Annotated in this window: 16 protein-coding genes, 1 pseudogene and 1 riboswitch; of the genes and pseudogenes, 10 read left to right on the forward strand and 7 right to left on the reverse strand. The window is 73.1% G+C overall.

Features of this window, described 5'->3' with window-relative positions:
- Window positions 1-5 precede the first annotated feature (5 nt).
- Both ACWC5C_RS18115 and ACWC5C_RS18120 read right to left on the reverse strand, forming a co-directional pair.
- Window positions 6-1,844: a glycoside hydrolase family 15 protein gene (locus tag ACWC5C_RS18115; RefSeq protein ID WP_450876349.1), complete on the reverse strand. Its 1,839-nt coding sequence runs from the start codon at window positions 1,842-1,844 to the stop codon at window positions 6-8.
- An 89-nt stretch (window positions 1,845-1,933) separates the two neighbouring features.
- The gene (locus tag ACWC5C_RS18120) at window positions 1,934-4,432 is read right to left on the reverse strand and encodes an ABC transporter permease (RefSeq protein WP_450876350.1); all 2,499 of its coding nucleotides are present in this window, start codon (window positions 4,430-4,432) and stop codon (window positions 1,934-1,936) included.
- Window positions 4,433-4,596: 164 nt separating this feature from the next.
- Here ACWC5C_RS18120 and ACWC5C_RS18125 point away from each other — a divergent pair, with 164 nt between their 5' ends.
- Window positions 4,597-5,772, forward strand: a complete 1,176-nt coding sequence (locus tag ACWC5C_RS18125) for a sensor histidine kinase (protein WP_450876351.1) — start codon at window positions 4,597-4,599, stop codon at window positions 5,770-5,772.
- A gap of 30 nt (window positions 5,773-5,802) precedes the next feature.
- Entirely contained in the window at window positions 5,803-6,510 is a 708-nt protein-coding gene (locus tag ACWC5C_RS18130) for a response regulator (RefSeq protein ID WP_450876352.1), read from the forward strand.
- Window positions 6,511-6,518: 8 nt separating this feature from the next.
- On the opposite strand, the gene ACWC5C_RS18135 is transcribed toward ACWC5C_RS18130, so the two are convergent.
- The 3 genes from ACWC5C_RS18135 to ACWC5C_RS18145 are packed head-to-tail and all read right to left on the reverse strand — an operon-like array spanning window position 6,519 to window position 10,086.
- Window positions 6,519-9,053, reverse strand: coding sequence for an FtsX-like permease family protein (locus ACWC5C_RS18135; RefSeq protein ID WP_450876353.1), 2,535 nt, complete (start codon window positions 9,051-9,053; stop codon window positions 6,519-6,521).
- 2 nt (window positions 9,054-9,055) lie between these two features.
- Window positions 9,056-9,820, reverse strand: a complete 765-nt coding sequence (locus ACWC5C_RS18140) for an ABC transporter ATP-binding protein (RefSeq protein ID WP_450876354.1) — start codon at window positions 9,818-9,820, stop codon at window positions 9,056-9,058.
- Complete coding sequence (locus ACWC5C_RS18145) at window positions 9,817-10,086, reverse strand: hypothetical protein (RefSeq protein ID WP_450876355.1); 270 nt, start codon at window positions 10,084-10,086, stop codon at window positions 9,817-9,819. Before ACWC5C_RS18145 ends, ACWC5C_RS18140 begins: the two co-directional genes overlap by 4 nt.
- A gap of 108 nt (window positions 10,087-10,194) precedes the next feature.
- Here ACWC5C_RS18145 and ACWC5C_RS18150 point away from each other — a divergent pair, with 108 nt between their 5' ends.
- The 8 genes and pseudogenes from ACWC5C_RS18150 to ACWC5C_RS18185 all read left to right on the forward strand — a co-directional run.
- Window positions 10,195-11,484, forward strand: coding sequence for a sensor histidine kinase (locus tag ACWC5C_RS18150; RefSeq protein WP_450876356.1), 1,290 nt, complete (start codon window positions 10,195-10,197; stop codon window positions 11,482-11,484).
- Complete coding sequence (locus ACWC5C_RS18155; protein WP_450876357.1) at window positions 11,472-12,131, forward strand: response regulator; 660 nt, start codon at window positions 11,472-11,474, stop codon at window positions 12,129-12,131. The genes ACWC5C_RS18150 and ACWC5C_RS18155 overlap by 13 nt, the downstream gene beginning before the upstream one ends.
- 60 nt (window positions 12,132-12,191) lie before the next feature.
- On the forward strand, window positions 12,192-13,898 hold the full coding sequence (locus tag ACWC5C_RS18160) for an IlvD/Edd family dehydratase (protein WP_450876358.1): 1,707 nt from the start codon (window positions 12,192-12,194) through the stop codon (window positions 13,896-13,898).
- Between the two features lie 69 nt (window positions 13,899-13,967).
- Window positions 13,968-14,846, forward strand: coding sequence for a triphosphoribosyl-dephospho-CoA synthase (locus ACWC5C_RS18165; protein ID WP_450876359.1), 879 nt, complete (start codon window positions 13,968-13,970; stop codon window positions 14,844-14,846).
- 70 nt (window positions 14,847-14,916) lie between these two features.
- Window positions 14,917-15,012: riboswitch (TPP riboswitch) on the forward strand.
- Window positions 15,004-16,410, forward strand: coding sequence for a purine-cytosine permease family protein (locus ACWC5C_RS18170; RefSeq protein ID WP_450876360.1), 1,407 nt, complete (start codon window positions 15,004-15,006; stop codon window positions 16,408-16,410). Its footprint overlaps the riboswitch before it by 9 nt.
- Before the next feature lie 125 nt (window positions 16,411-16,535).
- Window positions 16,536-18,158: an APC family permease gene (locus tag ACWC5C_RS18175; RefSeq protein WP_450876361.1), complete on the forward strand. Its 1,623-nt coding sequence runs from the start codon at window positions 16,536-16,538 to the stop codon at window positions 18,156-18,158.
- A gap of 110 nt (window positions 18,159-18,268) precedes the next feature.
- Complete coding sequence (locus tag ACWC5C_RS18180) at window positions 18,269-19,732, forward strand: serine hydrolase domain-containing protein (RefSeq protein ID WP_450876362.1); 1,464 nt, start codon at window positions 18,269-18,271, stop codon at window positions 19,730-19,732.
- 72 nt (window positions 19,733-19,804) lie between these two features.
- A pseudogene (locus ACWC5C_RS18185) lies at window positions 19,805-20,869 on the forward strand (pectate lyase family protein); the annotation flags it as partial.
- Window positions 20,870-20,905: 36 nt separating this feature from the next.
- On the opposite strand, the gene ACWC5C_RS18190 reads toward ACWC5C_RS18185, so the two are convergent.
- Window positions 20,906-21,916 (reverse strand): LacI family DNA-binding transcriptional regulator, encoded by a 1,011-nt coding sequence (locus ACWC5C_RS18190; RefSeq protein ID WP_450876363.1) that lies wholly within the window; start codon window positions 21,914-21,916, stop codon window positions 20,906-20,908.
- The gene (locus tag ACWC5C_RS18195; protein WP_450876364.1) at window positions 21,913-23,001 is read right to left on the reverse strand and encodes a LacI family DNA-binding transcriptional regulator; all 1,089 of its coding nucleotides are present in this window, start codon (window positions 22,999-23,001) and stop codon (window positions 21,913-21,915) included. The genes ACWC5C_RS18190 and ACWC5C_RS18195 overlap by 4 nt, the downstream gene beginning before the upstream one ends.
- Window positions 23,002-23,032 lie beyond the last annotated feature (31 nt).

A 23,032-nucleotide genomic window follows, 5' to 3' on the forward strand; every position in this document is an offset into this window, starting at 1 on the left:
CCAGGTCAGCCCAGGGCGCGGTCGAGGTTGAACGCGGCGCTGATGAGCGCGAGATGGGTGAACGCCTGCGGGAAGTTGCCGATCTGCTCACCGGTGCGGCCGATCTCCTCGGCGTACAGCCCGCAGTGGTTGGCGTACGTGAGCATCTTCTCGAACGCGAGCCGCGCCTCGTCCAGCCGTCCGGCCCGGGACAGCGCCTCGACGTACCAGAACGAGCAGATCGAGAAGGTGCCCTCCTCGCCGCGCAGCCCGTCCGGGCTGGCCTGGGGGTCATAGCGGTAGACCAGCGAGTCGGACACCAGATCCTCGCCCAGCGCGTCCAGCGTGGACAGCCACTTGGGGTCGGCGGGGGAGATGAACTTGGCCAGCGGCATCATCAGCACGGAGGCGTCGAGTACGTCGTCGCCCTCGTGTTGCACGAACGCGTTCCGCCGCGCGGACCATCCGTGTCTCATGATCCGGCGGTAGATCTGGTCCCGCACCCCCGACCAGCGGGACATGTCCGCGGGCAGGCCACGGTGGGTGGCGATGCGCATCGCCCGCTCGATCGCGACCCAGCACATCAGCCGCGAGTACAGGAAACACTGGGGACCGGCGCGGGTCTCCCAGACGCTCATGTCCGGCTGGTCCCAGTGCTCGCAGACCCAGTCGACCAGTTCGCAGAGGGTGTCCCACTGGTCTCCCGCCAGGGGCTTTCCCCATTTGTCGTAGAGATAGAGGGAGTCCACCAGCGCGCCGTAGATGTCCAGCTGGAGCTGGTCGACGGCGCCGTTGCCGGACCGGACCGGGGCCGAGCCGAGATGGCCCTCCAGATGGGAGAGTTCCTGCTCGGTGAGTTCGCTGCGGCCGTCGATGCCGTACATGATCTGCAGTGGCCCGCCGGGGCCGTCGCGCAGCCGGATGTCATCGGACAGGAACCGTACGAACGCCTCGGCCTCGTCGGTGAAACCGAGCCGCAGCAGCGCGTAGATGCAGAACGCGGCGTCGCGGATCCAGACGTAGCGGTAGTCCCAGTTGCGTTCGCCGCCGATCTGCTCGGGCAGGCTGGCCGTCGGAGCCGCCACGATGGCGCCGGTCGGCGCGTATGTGAGGAGCTTGAGGGTGAGCGCCGAGCGGTGCACCATCTCGCGCCAGCGGCCCCGGTAGCGGGACTGGGATAGCCAGCGGCGCCAGTACCGCACCGTGGCGTTGAACAGCTCCTCCGCCTCGGCCAGCGGGCAGGGCCGTGGCCGCACCGTGCCGCCGATCCGGTCGAGCGCGAACACCGCGGCCTCGCCCTCGTTCAGCTTGAACGAGGACACCGCGTCGGGGCCGTCGGTCTCCACCGTGACGCTGGACGTCAGCGCGAGGGACAGGTCCGGGGAGTCGAACACGGTGAGCCCGCCCTCCCGGACGCTCACCGTGTGGGTCTGCCGCCCGTAGTCGAAGCGGGGCGCCACCCGCGCGGTGAAGGGCAGCGAACCGCGCACGCACAGCACCCGGCGGATCAGCCGGTGCCGGTCGGCCTCCCGGGAGTCGTCCTCGACCGGCATGAAGTCCTGCACCTCGGCGACACCGTCGTCCGCGAAGAACCGGGTGATGAGGATGTTGGTGTCGGGGAAGTAGAACTGCTTCGTCCGGGCGGGCGCGTCCGGGGACAGGGCGAACGCGCCGCCCCGGTCGGCGTCCAGGATCGACGCGAACACACTGGGGGCGTCGAAGCGGCTGGGGCAGTACCAGTCGATCGTGCCGTTGGTGCCGACCAGCGCGGCGGTCCGCAGATCGCCGATCAGGCCGTGCTCCGCGATGGGCAGATACCGGGGCGTGTCCGCCTTACAGGGGCGAAGGCTCTCGGCGACGGTCATCACAACCTCCCGCGCTCGCCGGTCGCGGTACCTCAGATTTCAGGATACGTCCGACCGGCTACGAGCGTCCGGCGCCACCTCGCGCGGCGCTACTGGCCGTCCGCGCCGATGGCCGTCAGCATCGGCACCCGCGCCGCCTGGCGCCCCGGCCACAGCGAGGCGAGCACCCCGATCACGGCGGCCGCGACGAAGAAGAGGGCCGCCCGGTCCCACGGGATGACCAGGGGCACGCCCTCCTCGCCGAGGACGGCCGCCGCGCCGATGACACCGCCGACCGCGACACCGAGCGCGGAGCCGAAGAGGGAGATGGTCACCGACTCGATGCGCAGGACGGCGGCGACACCCCGGCGGTCCAGGCCGATGGCGCGGAGCATGCCGATCTCCCGGATCCGCTCGAAGACGGCCATGCCCATGGTGTTCACCACTCCGAGGGCGCCGATCAGCACGGTGACACTAAGCATGGCGTACATGATGTTCAGGAACGGAGCGGTGTTCGCCGTGGCCGCCGCCCGTGCGTCGGCGCGGTCCTGGACCAGCAGCGCGGGGTTGTCCAGGGCGTACCGGATCTCCCGCTTGAGCGCGTCCGTACGGCCATCGGCGGCCTTGACCAGCACCGATTCCACCCAGGACAGGTGCGCGCCACCGGCCACGGGCGGCACGGCCCGGTCGGCGACGAGGGCGGGGCCGAGGCGGTCCGGGCCGTCGTACAGCGCGACGACGGGCAGGCTGGTCCGCTCGCCCGTGCCGGTGAAGGCGCCGGTGACACGGGAACCGAGCCGCCAGCCGCGCTCGGCGGCCAGCTTCTCGGCGACGGCGATGCCCTGGCCGAGGCGGTCCAGCGAGCCCTTGCGGACGGTGATCGGCGCCAGCTGTTCCACCGTGGCCGGGTTGACCCCGGTGACCGCGAGGGAGTCGTCGCGGGACAGGTCGAAGTAGGTGTTGACGAGCGGTGTGACGGCTTCCGCACCGGCGAGCCGTGCCACTCGCGCGGCGGTGTCGTCGCCGACCTCCGCGAAGGGGACGGCCGTGATGCGCAGGTCCGAGGTCATGGAGGCGTCGACCTCCTGTTCGTCCATGCGGTTCACCGAGGCGACGGCCACCGTGACCGCGGTGACCATCGCGAGACCCACCATGACGGTGGTCGCGGTGGCCGCCGTGCGGCGCGGGTTGCGGCGGGCGTTCTCCACGGCCAGCTTGCCCCGGATACCCGCCAGCCGGGTCATCGGGGAGCGCAGCAGCGCCGTGACACCCAGGGCGAGCAGCGGAGTGAGGACGATCAGACCGACGAGGAAGACGGGCACGGCGCCGTAGAGGACGTCCGGATCGCCGAGGGCGGCACCGAGCAGCAGAGCGCCGAACGCCGTGACGGCCACGCCGACGATGCCGCGGCGGCGCAGCGAGGCCGCCGTCGAGGGCTCGACCGTACGCAGCGCCGCCACCGGCGGTACACCTGCCGCGCGGCGGGCCGGGACGTACGCCGACAGGACGGTGACGCCGATGCCGACCGCGAACGCCGCGATCAATGGCGTGGCGGACAGCAGCCGCACGGGCCCGGCCGGTGTTCCGGTGGCGCCGAACAGCTCGCCCAGCAGCGTCGCGACGCCCGTTCCCAGCGCGTATCCGGCGATCGAGGCGACCGTTCCGACCAGGGCGGCTTCCGTCAGCACCATGCGCATCACATAGCTGCGGGTGGCGCCGACCGCTCGCAGCAGCGCGTGTTCCCGGGCGCGGGCGGCACTGAGCATGGTGAACGTGTTGGCGACCAGGAAGGTGGAGACGAACAGGGCGACCCCGGCGAAGCTCAGCAGCAGCTGGGTGAGCTTGTCCTCGTCCCCGGTGGCGTTGGCCCCGGACTCCAGCTCCGCCCGGGTGGCCGCCATGACACCAGACGGCAGCACCTGCTCGGCCTCCCGCGCGAGTCGCGCATCCGACACGCCGTCGGCCGCCGTCAGGGTGATCGCCGAGTAGCTGCCCGGGGCGGGCGCGAAGTACCTCCGCGCGGTGGCGGAGTCGAAGGCGGTGAGCGTGCCGTCCGCCTCCAGACGGCTGTCATGGGCGGTGAAGACCCCGACCAGCCGGACACTTCGCGCCGTACCGCCCACCACGACACGCGCCCTGCCCCCCACTCGGTACCCGGCCCGCTCGGCGGTCCGCCGGTCCACGGCGACCTCCCCGGACGTACGGGGGGCATGGCCCGAGACGAACGGATAGCGGACGTCCTGGCCACCGTCGCCGGGCACCACGTTGACGCCCGCCGCCTGCGACACATCACCCACCAGGGTGCCGTCGGAGCCCGCGACGAAGGCGGGGCCCTCCACCACACCGCGCGCCGCGGCCGCCGAGGGCAGCTTCCGCAGCCGCTCCAGCAGTGCGCCGTCGACCCGGGAGGCTTCGTCGGGGGAGACCGGTTCGACCTGAACCGACACATCGGGCTGGGAGTTGGTCTGGGCCCGGGCGACGGCCGCCTTGGCCGCATCGCCGTAGAGCAGCGAACCGGTCACGAACGCCACACCGAGCAGGACGGCGAGGGCGGGCATCGCGAATCGGAGCCGGTGGGAGCGGAGGGTGCGCAGAGCGGTGCGGAGCATCGGCGGCCTTCGGAAGGATCGAGTGGGGTGGGCGGTCTCGATCCTTGCGGCGCGGCAGGGGGCGGCGGATCCACTGGATGACCGAAACGGCCGGTGTTCCTTCCGCCCGCCCTCGGCCGAATGGCCGATGTGGCGCGGGCGGCACGGCCGTACCGTGAACTGCCATGATCACCGAGTTCCGGGCCCGCTCCCGCCCCTGGCAAATCCGGCTCGCTCTGGGCGGCGCCGCAGCGGTCGCCCTCGTGGTGCTGGAGGCGCTGAACGCCCCCTATCCGGCGGTGGTTTTGGCGACCGTGGTGTCCGGGACGCTGTGTCTGCTCTCCCTGGTCGTGCCGGAGCGCCACTTCGTCCGCTACACCCTGCTCGCGACGGCCGTCTCGTGCGCGCTGACCCTGGTGGAGACGGTGTTGGCCCGGCGCCCCGAGAACACCCCGGGGATGCTGGAGCTGTGCGTCCTGCTGTGGCTCATCACCCGCGCCGTGCGGCGCTGTTCCCCGCTGATGGCCACCGTGCTCCCCGCCGCTCCGGCGTTCGCCGCCGTCGTCCTTCCGCTGCGGATCGCCGAACGCAGCGACAACCTCAACAGCGCGATCGGCATCATCGTGGCCAGTGTGCCGTTCATGGTGGTGCTCGGGCTGTGCCTGCGCCTGTACGACGCGCTGCGGGCCCGGGAGCGCGAGGCCATCCTGCAGACCCAACGCCTCGAACACGCACGGGAGTTGCACGACTTCGTGGCGCACCACGTCACCGCGATCGTCGCCCAGACCAAGGCCGCGCGCTTCACCGCGGCCGCCGGCCACTCCCAGTCCCCGGAGGACCTGGACCAGATGCTCGCCCACATCGAGCGGGCCGGATCGCAGGCGCTCGGGTCGATGCGCGCCATGGTCTCCAGCCTGCGGGACACCAGCGCACCCGCGGCCACCAGCCCGGCTGGCGGCCTGACCGGACTGCGGGACCTCACCCGGGACTTCTCCGCCGTCGGACCCACCGCCGAACTGACCCTCGACCCACGGCTCACCGACCGCCCGCTGCCGCCCGAGATCACCACCGCCGTCCACCGCGTGGTGCAGGAGTCCCTGACCAACGTCCGCAAACACGCCACCGGAGCGGGCCGCGTCGAGGTACGGGTCGCGCTGCGCCCCGGCGCCCCGGAGGAGTTGGAGGTGTCGGTGGCCGACGACGGCCGCGTGGGCGCCGAGGCGGGCGGCGGCGCGTGGAACGGGGGCGGCTACGGCCTGGTCGGCCTGACCGAGCGGATCGAACGGGCCGGTGGCCGACTCACCGCCGGACCGGGCGACGACGGCGGCTGGCACGTCCTGGCCCTGCTGCCGCTGGCCTAGGGCCACATGACATGCGGGGCACCTGCGATCATGTCCGGTATGACGATCCGGGTACTCCTCGCCGACGACCAGGAGATGATCCGTGCCGCGTTCCGCATGATCATCGACTCCCAGCCGGACATGCGGGTGGTCGCCCAGGCGGTGGACGGCGCCGAGGCGGTCGAGCAGGCCCGGGCCCTGCGCCCCGACGTCTGCCTCCTGGACATCCGCATGCCCCGGCTGGACGGCCTGGAGGCCACCCGGCTGCTCGCCGGGCCCGACGCTGCCGACCCGCTGAACGTCCTCATCGCCACCACCTTCGACCTCGACGAATACGTCTACCGCGCGCTGCGCAACGGCGCGTGCGGCTTTCTCCTCAAGGACGGCGCCCCGGGGTTGCTCACCGAGGCGGTGCGGGCCGCGGCGGCGGGCAACTCGCTGATCTCCCCTTCGGTGACCGTCCGCCTCCTCGCGCAGATGGCCCCCCACCGCCGCGCCCCCGCCCCCTCCGAAGCCCGGCCGGACCGTACGGCAGGGGGCGGCCCCGGGGCGGAGCCGCTGACCCAGCGCGAACTGGACGTCGTACGACGGGTGGCCCGGGGCCGTACCAACGAGGAAGTGGCCGCCGACCTCTACGTCACCCTGTCCACGGTCAAGACCCACCTCGGCAACGTGCAGCGCAAGCTCGCCGCCCGCAACCGGGTCGAAATCGCCGCCTGGGCCTGGGAGAACGGGATCTGCCAGGGCGACCAGGACTGACGCGACCGTCAGCCGAGCGCGTGCGCGGGCGGGACCCGCAGCGCCTGACGGGTCGGCAACTCGACGCTGAGGAACGCGACGCCCGCCACCACCACCGCGACGACCGGCGCCAGCCACGGCGGACCCGCGGGCCACGGGCGGTGCAGAAAACCGGTCGACAGCAGCGCCAGGGGGATGACGGACAGCACCAGCCCGGTGACGAGCGCCAGGGCGGCCATCAGCCCCGCCTCGCGCCGCATCATCGCCCGGATCTGGCGCGGTGTGGCACCGATCAGCCGGAGCGTGGCGAGTTCGCCGCGCCGCTGGGTCGTGGTGGCGATCAGCTTGTTGGCGATCCCCAGCAGCAGGTAGCCGAGCAGCACGGCGAGCACCGCGACATTGATCCACAGCTCGGGCGCGGTGCCGCCCACGCCCCCGAGCCGTGGCCCGGAACGCTCGTCGTCCAGCGCCAGGCCCGGCCGTGCCGAGGCCAGCGCGGCCACCTGGCGCCGGGCCTCCTCGCCGCCGTCGGTACGGATCAGAACGCTCTGGTCGAGCCCCGTCGTGGTGTGTCCGGCGGCCAGGTCCCTGGAGAGTACGACGGGGCCGAAGCCGAGGCCGCGCGCGTACGTGGCCACCACCCGGGCGGTGACCCGGGCGCCGTCGCCGAGCACCAGCTCCACCTCGCTGCCCACCGGAGCGTCGCGTGATGTGGCGGCGTCGGTGGAGACGGCGACGGTGGCGCCGGTGAGCCCCGCGAGGCTCCCGTCGCGCACGTCCAGATCGAGGACGTCCGGCGCCTGCGGGGTCAGCACCAGCGCGGAACTGCTCTCGATCTCGGGTTCCCCCAGCATCCGGTACGGCCACAGGACGGTGGTCGAGGTGACCGGGGCCGCCGCCCGTACGCCGGGAGTGTCCCGCAGCGCGGGAACCACATCGCCGGGCATGCCGCCGAGTCCGGGCGCGCTCATCCCGAGCTGCGCCCGGGTGGCGTCGCGGAGGTCACCGGAGGTGGCCGCCATCACCGTGGTCTGGGTCAGGGTGTAGGTGAGCGTGAACACCACGGCCATCGCGAGGGTGCTGATGGCGGCGGCGGAACGCAGCGCGTAGCCATGGCTGTTGGCCACGGCCAGCCAGGTCGGTGCCGAGGCCTTCGGGGAAAGCTTCCGCGCCAGCAGCCGCCCGACGCCGCCGACCAGGGCGGGACCGGCCAGCGCGAGCCCGATCGCCGCGACGAGACCCGCCACGGCGGTGGCCGCCGCCCCCGCCTGCGACCGGATCAGCAGGGGAGTGACCGAGGCCCCGGTGCCCACGGCGATCATCGCCAGACCGGCCTGGGCGCGTGCCTTCGAGGGGGTACGGGGTTCGCTGCGCGACTCGGCGACCGCCTCGGTGGCCGGTCTGCGCGACGTACGCCACGCGGCGCACCGGGCCGCCACCCACACCACGGCGACCAGCAACAGCACGGCCACGACCGCCGGAAGCGGGCTGAAGGTCAGCGGCAGCGCGTCCGGCAGCATCCCGTTCGAGACCAGCAGCCCGCGGAACCGTTCGGCCAGCGGATAGCCGAGGGCGGCACCGGGCAGGGCCGCGGCGACCGCGATGATGGCGGCCTGGGCCCCGGCGAGCTTGCGGATCTGGCGCGGTGTCGCGCCGACGGCGCGCATCAGGGCGAGTTCCCGCCGCTGGGCCGCGATCGACACCGACAGCGCGCCGCCCACGATGAACCCGACGACCAGCAGGGTGACCCCGGCCAGCGACCCCGCCAGCAGGGGCAGCAGGGAGCGGGCGGCGGCCGTGCCGGGCGCCTCGGCGTCACCCCGGGCCGCCCCGGTGGACACGGTCAGCCCATCTGCCCCGACCAGGTGGCGGACCTCGGTGGCGACCGAGCCACCGGCGCCCGGTTCGGCACGTACCGCGATCAGATCGACGGAGTCGGTGGCGGGGCGGGGGCCGTGGCCGGTCAGCCGCGCCGCCGTGGCGTCGGCGAACCAGAGGCCGCTTCCGGCGGTGTCCACCACGGCCGATACCCGGTAGCGGGCCGAGCGCCCGGCGGCGGCCACCGTGACCCGGTCGCCGGGCCCTGCGTGCGCGGCCGTGGCGGTACGGCGGTCCAGGGCCACGTCGTACGGACCGGCCGGGGGCGTGCCGGTGATACGGGGGCGCTCCAGCAGGGCGGTCGAGGACCATCCGTGTCCGGTGGCCCCTGGATCGTCCGCCGGTACGGGCCCGCCGTCCCGGGTGACCACCGTGGCGGGGAAGCTCCGGTCGCCGACCGCGTCGGCCACGCCGGGCAGTTCCGCCACCCGGTCGACGAGTCCGGCCGGCACCCTGGCCCGTTCCGGCAGCGCGATCGGCAGGTTCCCCTCCGGGTGGAAGGTCTGGCGGCCGGACACGACGACATCGGCACCGGCGAGCCGTTCCACCGGCGCGTGCGAGCGCCATCCCGACTCGGCCAGCACACCGATGCCGGTGATCATCGCCGCGCCGCCGAGGGTCGCGCACGTGACGGCCAGCAGCGCGGCGATCCTGCGGCGCACCATGTGCCACGCGAGGTACAGCATCGTCACTCCGTTTCCAGCGTGGTCACACAGTGGGCCAACTCGGCGGCGGTGGGGGCCTTCAGCGTCTCCACGACCCGGCCGTCGGCCATGACCATCGCGAGGTCCGCCCGCGCGGCGGCGGCCGGGTCGTGGGTGACCATCACCACCGTCTGGCCGAGGCCGTCCACCAGGTCGCGCAGCAGCCCCAGCACCTCACGGGCGGTCCGCAGATCCAGCGCGCCCGTCGGCTCGTCGGCGAACACCACCGCCGGACGGGACACCAACGCCCGTGCGATCGCGGCGCGTTGCTGCTGGCCGCCGGAGAGTTCGGCCGGGCGGTGCGCGAGCCGGTCCGCGATCCCGACCCGCTCGATCAGTCCGCCCACCCACGCCCGGTCGGGTTTCTCACCGGCCAGCCGCAGCGGCAGCATGATGTTGTCCTCGACGGTCAGCGACGGCACCAGGTTGTAGGACTGGAAGACGAAGCCCACGGAGCGTCGGCGCAGCTCGGTGCGGCGGGCCTCGTCCAGCCCGCCGATCTCCGTACCGTCGATGAAGGCACGCCCATCGGTGGGGGAGTCGAGACCCGCGGCGCAGTGCATCAGGGTGCTCTTGCCGGAGCCCGAGGGCCCCATCACGGCGACGAACGTGCCGCGCTCCACGGTCAGCGACACCTCGTCCAGCGCGCGGACACCGCCGGGGTACGTCTTGCTGACACCGGCCAGCTCCACCGCCGGTGTGTGACAGTCCGCCAGGTGCCGCTGGTTCTCGGTGCGGATGAGCCTCATGGCCGCCGCCTGCGGTGGTGGGCGACGAGCGCGACGGCACACGCCAGGGCGGCCACGCCGAAGCCGATGCCGACGAACACGCTCAAGCCCCCGATGGACGACGTCACCATGTTGGCGACCGCGAACACCACCAGCAGCAGCCACAGCACGGGACGGACGAACCCGGTCCCGCCGCGCTCGGGATCCGGCCGTGGTGGCTCCGGGGCCGCGAAACCTCGGTAGGGGTCCGTCACGTAAAGCTCCTCGTACGTCGGAGTGTTGGGCACGCACCGACGCTACGAACCGGCGCCGCCACCGGCGATCCGGCCAGCGGGAGACCCGGGGTACAGCAGGCTGTACCCCGTGCCTTATCGTTCGCCGTCCAGGAGGTGGGGATGGACATGCGCGAGGCCGCCCGGGCCGACTCCACGGGGGCCACCCCCGGGCCCACCCGCCCATGGGACGTGTTCGCCCGTGGCCGGACCGTTCTGGACGCCTTCGACCAGCTCGCGGGCGGGCTCGCCACCGCGATCCTGGCCCTGGTCATGCTGGTGTGGCTGACCGCCACCGCGCTCGCGTGCCTCGTCGGGGTGGGGCTGCCGCTGGTGCCCGTCACCCTGCGCGGGCTGCGCGCCGTGGCCAACCGGGAGCGCGCCCGGCTGTCCCGGTGGGGCCCGGACATCATCGCCCCCGAGCCGGGCCCGACGCGGCTGCGGGCCGCTGTCGCGGACCCCGCCGTCCGGCGGGAGGCGCGCTGGCTGGTCTGCCACGCCACCGCCGGGCTGTCGCTCGCGCTGACCGGCCTGACGCTGCCGCTCTCGGCCGCCACCGACGCCACGTTCCCGCTGTGGTGGCGGCTGGTGCCACCGGAGCAGGCCACCCCGTCGCCCGTGCCGCTGTGGACCGTGCACGACTGGCCCGGCGCCTTCGCGGTCTGCCTGCTGGGCCTCGGCTGGATCGCCGTCGTCGCGGGTGTGGCGCCGGGCATGGCGTGGCTCCAGGCGTGGCCGGGGCGCCGGTTGCTCCCGGCCCCGCCGGGGACCGACCTCGCCCTGCGCGTCGCCCAGCTCACCGCCACCCGCGCCGCCGCGCTGGACGCGCACGCCACCGAACTGCGGCGGATCGAGCGGTCGCTGCACGACGGGACGCAGAACCGCATGGTCGCCGTCACCGTCCTGCTCGGCGCGGCCCGCCGCGCCGTGGCCCGCGACCCGTCCCGCGCCGACGCCATCCTCGAACAGGCCCAGAGCGCCGCCGAGCAGGCGCTCGCCGAACTCCGTGGCGTCGTCCGCAGCATCCTGCCGCCGGTGCTGGCCGACCGGAGCCTGACCGACGCGCTCACCGGCCTGGCCGCCGACTCCCCGGTGCCCTGCCGGATCGACGCCGACGTACCCGGCCGGTGCGCCGCGTCCGTCGAGGCCACCGCCTACTTCGTGGCGGCCGAGGCGCTCACCAACGTGGCCCGGCACAGCCACGCCCGCCACGCCACCATCACCGTCCGACGCCACGACGGCCGACTGCGCCTGTGCGTCACGGACGACGGCCGCGGGGGAGCGGACGAGCACGGCGGCTCCGGGCTCATCGGCATCCGCCGCCGCACCGAAGCACACGACGGGACACTCGTCCTCACCAGCCCACCCGGTGGGCCCACGACCCTGGAGGTAGACCTGCCATGCGGATTGTGATCGCCGAGGACGATCCGCTGCTGCGCGAAGGGCTCGCCCTGCTGCTGCGCGCGGAAGCGCTCGACGTCGTGGCCGCCACCGGCACCCCCGACGGCTTCCTGGACGCCGTCGAGGCCCACGCCCCCGATGTCGCCATCGTGGACGTCCGGATGCCACCGACCCACACCGACGAGGGCATCGTCGCGGCCGTGGAGGCCCGGCGCCGCCGCCCTGACCTGGCCGTCCTCGTGCTGTCCGCTTACGTCGAGCAGGCCTTCGCCACCGATCTGCTCGCCGAGGGCAGCGCCCGGCTCGGCTACCTGCTCAAGGAACGGGTCGGCCGCGTCGAGGAGTTCCTGACCGCGCTGCACCGGGTGGCGGACGGCGGCACCGCCATCGACCCCGAGGTCGTCGCGCAGCTCTTCGCCCGCACCCGGCCCGACACCCGGCTGGACCGGCTCAGCCCGCGCGAACGCGACGTCCTGGCCCTGATGGCCGAAGGGCTCGGCAACACGGCCGTCGCCGAGCGGCTCGTCGTCACCGAGGGCGCCGTCCACAAGCACATCCGTAGCATCTTCGCCAAGCTCGGGCTGGCCCCCACCGACCGCACCGACCGGCGCGTGGCCGCCGTGCTGCACTATCTGGAAGACGCCCACCGCCGCGTCTGACGACCGCGTGTTGTGGGCAGCGTTCCCTCCGACGGTCGTCGAAGAGATCGGAAGGTTCGTATGAGTGACACGCACCGGTCGCGGCAGTGGTACGAGGGTGAGACCCGCGACGCGTTCATCCACCGCGCCTGGATGCGGCGCGGCCTCCCCGACCACGCCTTCGACGGACGCCCGCAGATCGTCATCTGCAACACCTGGTCCGAACTCACGCCCTGTAACAGCCACTTCCGCGAGATCGCCGACCATGTGAAACGGGGCGTGTGGGAGTCCGGCGGGGTGCCGCTGGAGCTTCCGGTGCCATCGCTGGGGGAGACCCTGCTGCGCCCGACCGCGATGTTCTTCCGAGACCTGGCCGCGATGGTGACCGAGGAACTCATCCGGGCCAACCCCGTCGACGGGGTGATCCTGCTCGGCGGCTGCGACAAGACCGTACCGTCCCTGCTGCTGGGCGCCGCGTCGGTCGACCTGCCCACCCTGATGGTCACCGGCGGCCCCATGCTGAACGGCTCGTGGCAGGGGCGCCCGCTGGGCTGCGGCACCGGGGTGTGGGAGCTGAGCGAGGAGGTGCGGGCCGGGCGGATGGAGCGCTCGGAGCTGCGCCGGGCCGAGTCGGCGATGATCCGCAGCCGGGGACACTGCAACACCATGGGCACGGCGTCCACGATGGCGTGTGCCGCCGAGGCGCTGGGCATGACCCTGCCCGGCAACGCGGGTCTCCCGGCCCCCGACAGCCGTCTGCTGGAACTGTCCCACGCGGCGGGCAACCGCATCGTCGACATGGTGCGCGAGGATCTGCGGCCCAGCGCCATCCTGACGGCGGAGGCACTGCGGAACGCGGTGCGCGCGGTGGCCGCCATCGGCGGCTCCACCAACGCGGTCGTCCATCTGCTGGCGCTCGCCCGCCGGGTCGGGGCGGACTTCGCGCTGGACGACATCGACCGCGCGGGCCGTGGCATCCCCCTGCTCGCCGATGTGCAGCCCGCGGGCTCGCACCTCATGGAGGACTTCCACCGCGCCGGTGGCCTGGACGCCGTCCTCGGGGAGATCAAGGAACACCTGGAACCGGCCCTCACCGTCTCCGGCCACCCCCTCACCGAGCAGTTGTCCGGCCACCCCAGCGCCGATCTCACCGTCATCCGCACCGCACAGGACCCGATCGCCCACCACGCCGGGCTCGCCGTGCTGCGCGGCAACCTCTGTCCCGACGGAGCCGTCATCAAACCCGCCGCCGCGACACCGGAGCTGCTGCGCCACCGGGGCCGCGCCGTGGTGTTCGACGGCATCGAGGACTTCCGTACCCGGATAGACGACCCGGACCTGGAGGTCGACGCGTCCGATGTGCTGGTCCTGCGCGGCTGCGGGCCACGCGGCTACCCCGGCATGCCCGAGGTGGGGAACATGCCCCTGCCGCCCGCGCTGCTGCGGGCCGGGGTGCGGGACATGGTGCGGATCAGCGACGCCCGCATGAGCGGAACCGCCTTCGGCACCGTCGTCCTGCACATCGCGCCCGAGTCGGCGGCGGGCGGCCCGCTGGGCCTGGTGCGGTCCGGCGACTGGATCGAGCTGGACACCGAGCGGCGGCTGCTGCGGCTGGACGTACCGGACGACGAACTCGCCGCCCGGCAACCGGTCACCGCCGCCGCGCCACCGGCCACCAGCGGCTGGGAGCAGATCTACCGCGACCACGTCGAACAGGCTGACCGTGGCGCCGGACTGGACTTCCTCAGCGGCACCCGCGGCTCGTTCGTCGCCCGCGAATCGCACTGAGGTGATGCCCACAGCGGGGTCACAGGAACATCCCACGTTCCGGAAAGGTTCGCCCTCTAGCCTCTGTCCATGCCCACGACGCGTTCCATGGATGAGGCACTGGCGCAGACCGCCGTACGAGCCCTGATCTCCCAGGCGGAACTGACCCCGAAACCGGGCCTCGCGGACACCCGCGACCTCCAGGCCCGCGCCACCGGCGCCGATCTGCTCGCGCTGCGCTGGGCGGCCAAGGCGCTGGCGCCCGGGTTCGCGGCCATGGCCGCCGCCGCCCGCCGCCCCGGCGAGCCGACGCGCGCGCTCCGTGAGGAGCTGGGCGCCATCGGCCGCTGCGCCGAGTGGACCATGGCGCGGGCCGATGGCGGCACGGCCGGTGACCGAGCCGGTGGCCCCACCGGTTCGGCCACCGGCCGACTGCACCACGGCGCGCTGTGGGTGCTGGGGCTGCTGGTGGCGGCCACCGCCCTGACTCCCGGCGCCACACCCCACGACGTGACCGCCACCGCCCGGCAGCTCGCGACCCACACCGACCGGGGCGCCCCGCGCAGGCCATCGGCGGGCTCGCAGGTGTCCGCCACCTACGGGGCGGCGGGTGCGCGCGGCGAGGCGCGCGCCGCCTTCCCGCATGTGCGCCGCGCCCTGGACGTCCTGTCCAGGACCCGTGCGGCGGGCGCCACCGAGACCCAGGCCCGGCTCGACGCGCTGCTCACCGTGATGAGCACCCTCCAGGACACCGGGCCGCTGTACCAGGCGGGGCCGCCCGCCCTCCGCCGGGTGCAGGACGGGGCGCGCGGGGTGCTGGAGGCGGGCGGCACCGCGACGGCCCCGGGCGCCGCCGCCCTCGCCACCCTCGACGCCGAGCTGCGCGGCGCGGGCATCGCGCCCCGGGGAAGCGCCGCGGTGCTGGCGGGGGCGCTGTTCCTGGACGCGCTCCCGCCAGTGGCCCGCTAGCTGCCCGGTGGCGGCCCGCACCCGCCCCCGGGACCCGGGCCACGTGGCGAGAGGTTAGGGTGGGCCCGCTCCACCGGACACGGGGTGCCCCCACGCGGGGGCTGAGATCACACCCGTCGAACCTGAACCAGTTAGCACTGGCGGAGGGATGTCATCGATGCCATTGCCGCATGCTGCCACCGAACCGGCGCCCACCGGCGCGGAATCCGTCTTCGACGGGCGGATGCCCACCGCGCCCGGTGATCTGCGCGTCGAGGCGCGCGGTATCGCGCCGGTCCCGGAAAGCCACCGCTACGGCGGACCGGGGCGCCTGTTCACCGTGTGGTTCGCCCCGAACCTGACCATGACCGGCGTGTTCACCGGCACCGTCGGCATCGGCCTCGGCCTGGACTTCGCCACCGCGCTGGCCGCCGTCGTCCTGGGCACCCTCATCGGCGCCGTACCCACCGCGTATCTGGGCACCTGGGGCAGTCTGACCGGAGCCGGGCAGCTGCCCCTGGCGCGGCTGGCGTTCGGCCGTGCCGTCAGCGTGCCCGGTGTCCTGCAGTGGCTGTCGTCGATCGCCTGGGACGCGCTGATCGGCCTGTTCGGCGGTGACGCGCTGGCCCGGCTGTGCGGGCTGCCGTTCTGGCTCGGCGTGCTGCTCATGATGGCCGCGCAGGGGGCCCTCGGGGTGCTGGGCTACGAGGCCGTCCACCGGATGCAGAAGCTGATGACCTTCGTCCTCGCCGCCGCGTTCACCGCCCTGGCCGTCAAGCTGCTCGACGGTGTCCACCCCGCCACCAGCGGCTCGGCCCATGGCGCCGACCGCCTCGGCGCGTTCGTCCTGACCAGCACGATCGCCCTGAGCCTGGCGCTGTCGTGGGCGCCGTACGCCAGCGACTTCAGCCGCTATCTGCCCCGCGCCACCTCCCGGACGCGGATGTTCTGGTGCACGCTGTCCGGCGTCACCGTGTCCTTCGTGGCGGTCCAGGCGCTCGGGCTGTGGGGGGCCTCCGTCTTCACCGACCAGACCGCCCGTGGCGTGGACGAGGCGCTGGGCGGCGGGGCGCTCGGCGCGTTCGGGCTGCTGGCCGTGGCGCTGGCCGCGCTGTGCAGCAACGCCATGAACGACTACAGCGGCTCACTGGCCCTGCAGACCGCCGGTGTCCGCATCCCCCGCCCGCTGGCCGCCGCCCTCGCGGCCGTGCTCGGCTTCCCGCTGGTGCTGTGGATGCACGCCGCCGACACCACCGCCCGCTTCCAGAACGTGCTGCTGTTCGTCGGCTACTGGATCCCCGGGTTCGTCGCGGTCGTGGCCGTCGACTGGTTCGCCCGCGCGCGGGCCCGGGGCGGCGCGCCCATCGACCTGGCCGCCGAGAGCGCCCGCCCGCAGCCGTGGTGGCCCGCACTGCTGGCGTTCGGCGCCGCGTTCGCCGCCGCGGTGCCGTTCATGGACACCACCCTGTACACCGGCCCGGTGGCGGCCGCGCTGCACGGCGCCGACCTCGCCTACTACGCCGCCTTCCTCGCGGCGCTCCTCGTCTACACCCCGCTCAGGATGCGCCGCCGTACGGCTCATTGAGGCCGCGTTTCGTCGGTGAAAGCGGCCCATATCCGCACGTCACACGGCATCCGGCCACCGAGTCCCACGGTGTGCGTGGCACCCTGGGCTTTTCGACCAACCGCACCACCGAGGAGAAGTGCCACGTGCCGCAGAACCAGCCAGCGGAGTCCATCGCCGCCCCGGCGGTGCTCGCCGAGGAACGCAGACTCCACAAGGACCTCGGCTTCTGGGGCCTGACCGCGATCGGGTTCTCCAACATCCTCGGCTCCGGCTGGCTGTTCGCCGCCCTGTACGCCGCCCAGACCGCCGGGCCCGCCGCGCTGCTCTCCTGGATCGCGGCGGGAGCGCTGTGCGCCCTGATCGCCCTGGTCATGGTGGAGCTGGGCGCCACCCGCCCGGAGGGCGGCGGCACCGTGCGGTGGCCGCTGTACGCGAGCGGGCGGCTGGTCGGCACGATGGTCGGCTGGTCCGTCGTGCTGTCCGTCGGCGGTACGGCCGCGGAGATCAGCGCGATCATGCAGTACGCCGCGCACTATCTGCCCGGGATCTACGACGGCGGCAGGCTCACCCTCCCGGGCCTCGGCGTGGCCGTCGTGCTGAGCGTCGTACTCACCGCGCTCAACTGGTTCGCGGTGCGGATATTCGCCCGGCTCAACAACCTGGTGTCGGTGTTCAAGGTCGTCATCCCCGTGGTGACCGTCATCGCGCTGTTCCTGTCGGGCACCCACTCCGGGCGCCTCACGGAACACGGCGGTTTCGCCCCGTACGGCTACGCGGCCTGCCTCACCGCCCTCGCCGGTGGCGGCATCGTGTACTCCGTGAACGGGTTCCAGGCCCCGCTGGACTTCTCCGGTGAGGCCCGCAATCCGCGCCGTTCCGTCCCGGCCGCGGTGCTCACCGGGATCGGCCTCGCGGTGCTGGTCTACCTCGGGCTCCAACTGGCGTTCCTGTACACCGTGCCGGACTCGGCGCTGGCCCACGGCTGGCAGGGCGTCAACTTCGAGTCGCCGTTCGGGCAGCTCGCCCTCATCCTCAATCTGCACTGGCTGGCCACGCTGCTGTACGCGGACGCCGTGATCTCCCCGGGCGGCTCCGCCTACGTCGGGGTGGCGGTCAACGCCCGGCACACCTACGCCCTGGCCAAGAACGGCCTGCTGCCCCGCTTCTTCATGCGCATCGACCCCGGCTCCGGCGTGGCACACCGGGCGCTGCTGTTCAACCTCGCGGTCATCGTGATCTTCATGCTGCCGTTCGGTGGCTGGCAGGACATCGTGAGCGTGATGGGCGATATGTATCTGCTCATCTACGGGGCCTCGGCGGTGGCCGTCGCGGTGTTCCGGGCCCACGACCGGGAGCGGGGAGTGCCCCGGATGGACGGGCAGGTGCCGGGGGTGCGCTGGATCGCCCCGCTCAGCTTCGTGGTGGCCAGCGAGTTCGTGTTCTGGTCCGGCTGGCACGATTTGCGGCTCGCACTGCCCCTCGTACTGATCGGGGTCCCGCTGTTCCTGCTCCAGCGGCGTGGCACCGAAGGGCTTCCGGCCCTCGGCGAGCTGCGGCACGGGGCCTGGTTCGTCTTCCACCTGGCCGCGCTGACCCTGCTGTCGTGGCTGGGCTCCTTCGGCGGCTCCGGCCACCTGCCCGCGCCGTACGACACGATCGCGGTGGGCGTCCTCGCGTTCGGCGTGTTCGCGTGGGCGGTGCGCTCGGGCGCCGCCCACCTCAGGACGGGGCCCGCCGAGGTGGCACCCTCGGCCCCGCCGGTCTGAGGTCCCGCTGCGTCCTGCCGGAAATCGCCTGGCGCGGTGGTGCTGCTTCGTCGGATGATCGCAGCACCACCGGCCGTGCACGACCCACCGCATACGGAGGATGAGACGCGATGAGTGCTCGGAGTGCGCGCCCCCTGCCCGAGAGCACACCCGCCGCGCAGGGAGTGGACGCGCGCGGCGTCGGCGCGTTCGTGGACGCGCTGGAGGCGGCGCCCGGCATCGAGCCGCACAGCCTGATGATCGTGCGCCACGGTCATGTGGTCGCCTCCGGCTGGTGGGCGCCGTACACCCCGGACCGGCCGCATCTGCTCTACTCGATCAGCAAGAGCTTCACCTCGACGGCGGCCGGATTCGCGGTGGCCGAGGGGCTGATGAGCCTCGACGACACGGTGCTCTCCTACTTCCCCGAGTTCGACGGCGACATCACGGACCCGCGCAGCCGGGCCATGCTCGTCCGGCATGTGGCGTCCATGGCCAGCGGCCATCTGGCCGAGACCCGGGAGCAGGCGTTCTCCCGCGACCGGGACGAGCCCGTGCGCGGGTTTCTGCTGACGCCGCCCGACCGCGACCCCGGTACGGTCTTCGCCTACAACCAGCCCGCCACGTACAGCCTCGCCGCGATCGTCCAGCGGGTGACCGGGCAGTCGCTCATCGACTACTTGCGGCCACGGCTGTTCGACCCCCTGGGGATCGCCGAGACGGCCTGGATCCAGCGCCCGCCCGGCCGCGACCTCGGGTTCAGCGGCATGTTCGCCACCACGGACGCCATCGCCCGTCTCGGCCTGCTCTACCTCGGCAACGGGGTCTGGGAGGGCCGCCAACTGCTGCCCGCCTCCTGGGTGGCCGAGGCGACCCGGGCGCACATCACCAACGCGGACGGCACCGCCTTGGGCGCTCGGTCCGACTGGCAGCAGGGATACGGGTTCCAGTTCTGGCGGTCCCGCCACGGCTACCGGGGCGACGGGGCGTACGGGCAGTTCTGTCTGGTGCTGCCCGAGCACGACGCGGTGATCGCCACGACCGCCGACACCGAGGCCATGCAGGCGGTGCTGGACCTCGCATGGCGCCATCTGCTCCCGGCGTTCGGCCCGGCGCCGCTCGACGGACGCGAGGACGAGGACGCGGCGCTGCGGCGGCGGCTCGACGGGCTCCAACTGCCGCCGTCGTACGAGAAGTTCAGCCCGGAAGCCTCATCGGTGGCCGGGGCCACGACCTTCACCCCGGCGGGTGGCACCTGCGCGGACCAGCCCACGCTGGCGGAGGTGACGGTCGCCGCAGACGGCGATGGTGTGTGGACCCTCTCCCTGGCGGAGGGCACGTCCCGGCTCGATGTGCGGCTCACCCCGGAGTGGACGGTCGAGGAGGGCACGGACGGGCGGGTCCCCACGGCGGCGAGCGGCGGCTGGACCGATCCGGACACCTTCGTGGCCGACATCGCGTTCCTGGAGACCCCGCACCACCTCGACGTGACCTGCTCGCGGGCCGACCGGACCTTCACCGCGCGCTGGCGCACGACACCGCTGCACTCGGCGCTGCTCCCCGCGATGGGAGTGCCCCGCCGCGCCCGGGGGTGACCCGGCAACCAATGGCGGCTCGGTGGCGACTGTCGCATGGACGGTTCCACCGAGCTGAGGAGTGGTGTGGTCATGGCGGCCCAGTGGCAGCGCATACGAGGAAACGGCGGGCGCGGAACGGGTGCGGTGGTGTGGGCGGTGCCGCTGGCAGTGGCCCTGACGGTCGGTCTCGCCCCCCAGGGACCAGGCTCCGGCTCCCCGGCGGATACGAGCCCGGTGGCCGCGGCGGCGACCACGGCGTGGGCCGATGGCGTCGCCGACGGGTTCGCGTCGGTCAACGCGCTCGGCCAGAACGGTACGTACGGAGGCCGTGACGGCAAGACCGTGACGGTGCGGACCCTGGCCGATCTGGAGAAGTACGCGACGGCCGCCGAGCCGTACGTCATCGTGGTGGCCGGGGCGATCACCATGGACCCCAAGGGCAAGGAGATCAAGGTCGCCTCGGACAAGACGATCGTGGGCCAGGGGAGTGCGGGCGAGATCGTCGGCGGCGGCTTCTTCCTCGGGCAGGGCGTGCACAACGTCATCATCCGCAACCTGACGATCCGCGACTCGTACATGGGCACGTGGAACGACAAGGAGCACGACTTCGACGCCATCCAGATGGACGGCGCCCACCATGTGTGGATCGATCACAACGACCTGAAGCACATGGCGGACGGCCTGATCGACAGCCGCAAGGACACCACGTATCTCACGGTCTCCTGGAACCGGCTGCAAACGCACAACAAGGCGTTCGGCATCGGCTGGACGGAGAACACCACGGCCGACATCACCATCCACCACAACTGGTTCCGGGAGACGGAGCAGCGCAACCCGTCCGCCGACAACATCGCGCACGCGCACCTGTACAACAACTACCTGCAGGACGACCCGAACACGGACATCGCCTCCTCCTACGGCAACTACTCGCGCGGCAACACCAAGATGGTGCTGGAGAACAGCTACTTCGAGGGGATGAAGAACCCCGTCACCAAGGACGCCACCGCCTCGATCGTCCAGCGCGGCAACATGTTCGTCGGCACCAGCGGCCGCAACGAGAGCGGCGGCACCGCCTTCGACCCCAAGGCGTACTACGCCTACACCCTCGACTCCGCCGCCAAGGTGCCGTCGGTCGTGAAGTCCGGATCCGGACCCGGCGGCACCCCGGCGCGGTAACGGGCGCTTTGGGAATCAGCTTTGGCGGGCCGGGCCCGTGGATTTCCGGATGACGAGGTCGACCGACAGGTCGAGCCGGATCGGGGCCCGGTCCGGCTCACCCGTGACGGCGCCGAGCACCCGGATGGTCTCGGCCGCCATGTCCTCGAAGGGCTGACGCACCGTGGTCAGCGCGGGCGCGGCGGACCCGGCGGCGTCGATGTCGTCGAAGCCGACGACGGAGACATCGCCGGGGACGCGCAGCCCGCGTTCGGCGCACGCCTCGATGACGCCGAGCCCCTGGAGATCGTTGCCGGTGACGAAGGCCGTCGGCGGATGCCACAGATCCAGGAGGGCGTGGGCTGCGCGCCGGGCGGGCTCGCTCTGGAAGGCCACCGAACGGATCAGTTCGCGGTCCGGGCGGATCCGCGCGTCCCGCAGCGCGGCCAGATATCCGCCGAAGCGCGCCCGGCAGCAGGTCAGTTCCATGGGCCCGGAGACCAGCGCGATCCGCTCGTGGCCGAGCCCGGTGAGATGGCGGGCGGCCATCGCCCCGCCCCGCCACTGGGTGGCCCCGATGGCGTTCATCCCGGAGGGCGCGTCGCCGATGGTGTCGAGCACGACCACCGGGATACGGGCGTGCGCCAGCCGTTCCGTGACGACCGGCGGGACGGGGGAGAGGACGAGCACGACACCGCTGGGACGGCGGGCGACCAGGGCGTCGAGCCAGTGCGGGTCGCCCTCGGAATGGCTCACCGTGAGCGCGTACCCCAGGGAGCGCAGCACGGTGGAAAGGCCACGGATGAGGGGCGCGTTGACGGCACTGCTCGCACAGCCGAACACCACCTCGACCGACCCGTGGCGCGGTCCGCGCGGGCGCCACTGGTATCCGGTGGCCCGCACCGCGTCGAGGACGCGCCGCCGCACCTCGGCCGACACCCCGGGCCGTTCGTTGAGGACCTTGGACACCACGCTCTGTGAGACGTTCGCGGCTTCCGCCACCGTCGTCATGCGCACCGCGGATCCTGTGGGGGTTCGTACCGTCATCGCTGCCTCCTCCAGCCGCGTTGAGCCGGGCAGTCCTGTTGAGCCGGGCGGGGCGCGGTGCTCTGCCGCACCACGAGCGAGGTCGCCAGCTCGACGCCGCGCCCGGCCGTCGAACCGCGCCGCGCCTGCTCCTGGTCGATGAGCCGCACCGCCTCGGCGGCCATCTCGGCGAGCGGCTGGCGGACCGTGGTGAGCGGAGGCGTCAGCATCGCGCACACCGCCGTGTCGTCGAACCCCACCACCGACAGCTCCTCCGGCACCCGCAGCCCGCACGCCCGCGCCGTCTGGTACGCCCCGGCCGCCAGCACGTCGGACCCGGCGAAGACGGCGGTCGGCGGGGCGGCCAGGGCGAGCAGGGTCGCGGTGCCCTCCGCCCCCGCTGTGACGCGGAGTTCGCCGTACCGGGTCAGGGCCGGATCGGGGGCGAGGGAGAACTCGCGGTGTGCGGCGAGGTAGCCCTCGTACCGCTCCCTGGTGCACGGGGCTTCGGAGGGCCCGCCGAGGAAACCCACTCGCCGGTGGCCCAGTTCGAGGAGGTGTCGGGTGGCCGCCGCGCCGCCCGACCAGTTCGTCGCCCCGACCGTCGGGACCGCGAACTCCCGTACACCGCCCGGCCCTTGCACACCGATCAGCCCTTGCACGCCGCCCGGGTCGAGGAGGACGAGCGGCACCGGCAGCTCCGCCAGCGCGGCGATCTCGTCGTGGCCGGGTCGGGCCAGGGCCAGCAGGATGCCGTCCGAGGGCCGCGCGCGGCGGGTGTCGGCCCAGTCGCCGAGCCGGAAACGCGGATGGCCCACGGGCGTGAGCGCCAGGGTGTATCCGAGCCCGAACGCCGCGCGCTGCGCCCCGTCGACGAGTTCCGCCGCCCAGGGTGTGGCGGCCTCTTCGACAAGCAGGTCGAGAATGCCGCCGAGTTGTCGGCGGCGCTCCGCGCGGAGCACATATCCCGTCGCCCGCGCCGCCTGAGTGACGCGGTCCCGGGTCTCCTCCGAGATATCCGGCTTGTCGGCGAGTACCCGGGACACCGTGGAGACCGATACACCCGCGGCCTTCGCGACTTCCGCCATCGTCGCACGCGTTGACATGCTGATTCCCTCCCGCAGGGCATCGCGGTCG

The sequence above is a fragment of the Streptomyces sp. NPDC001700 genome (assembly GCF_053596435.1).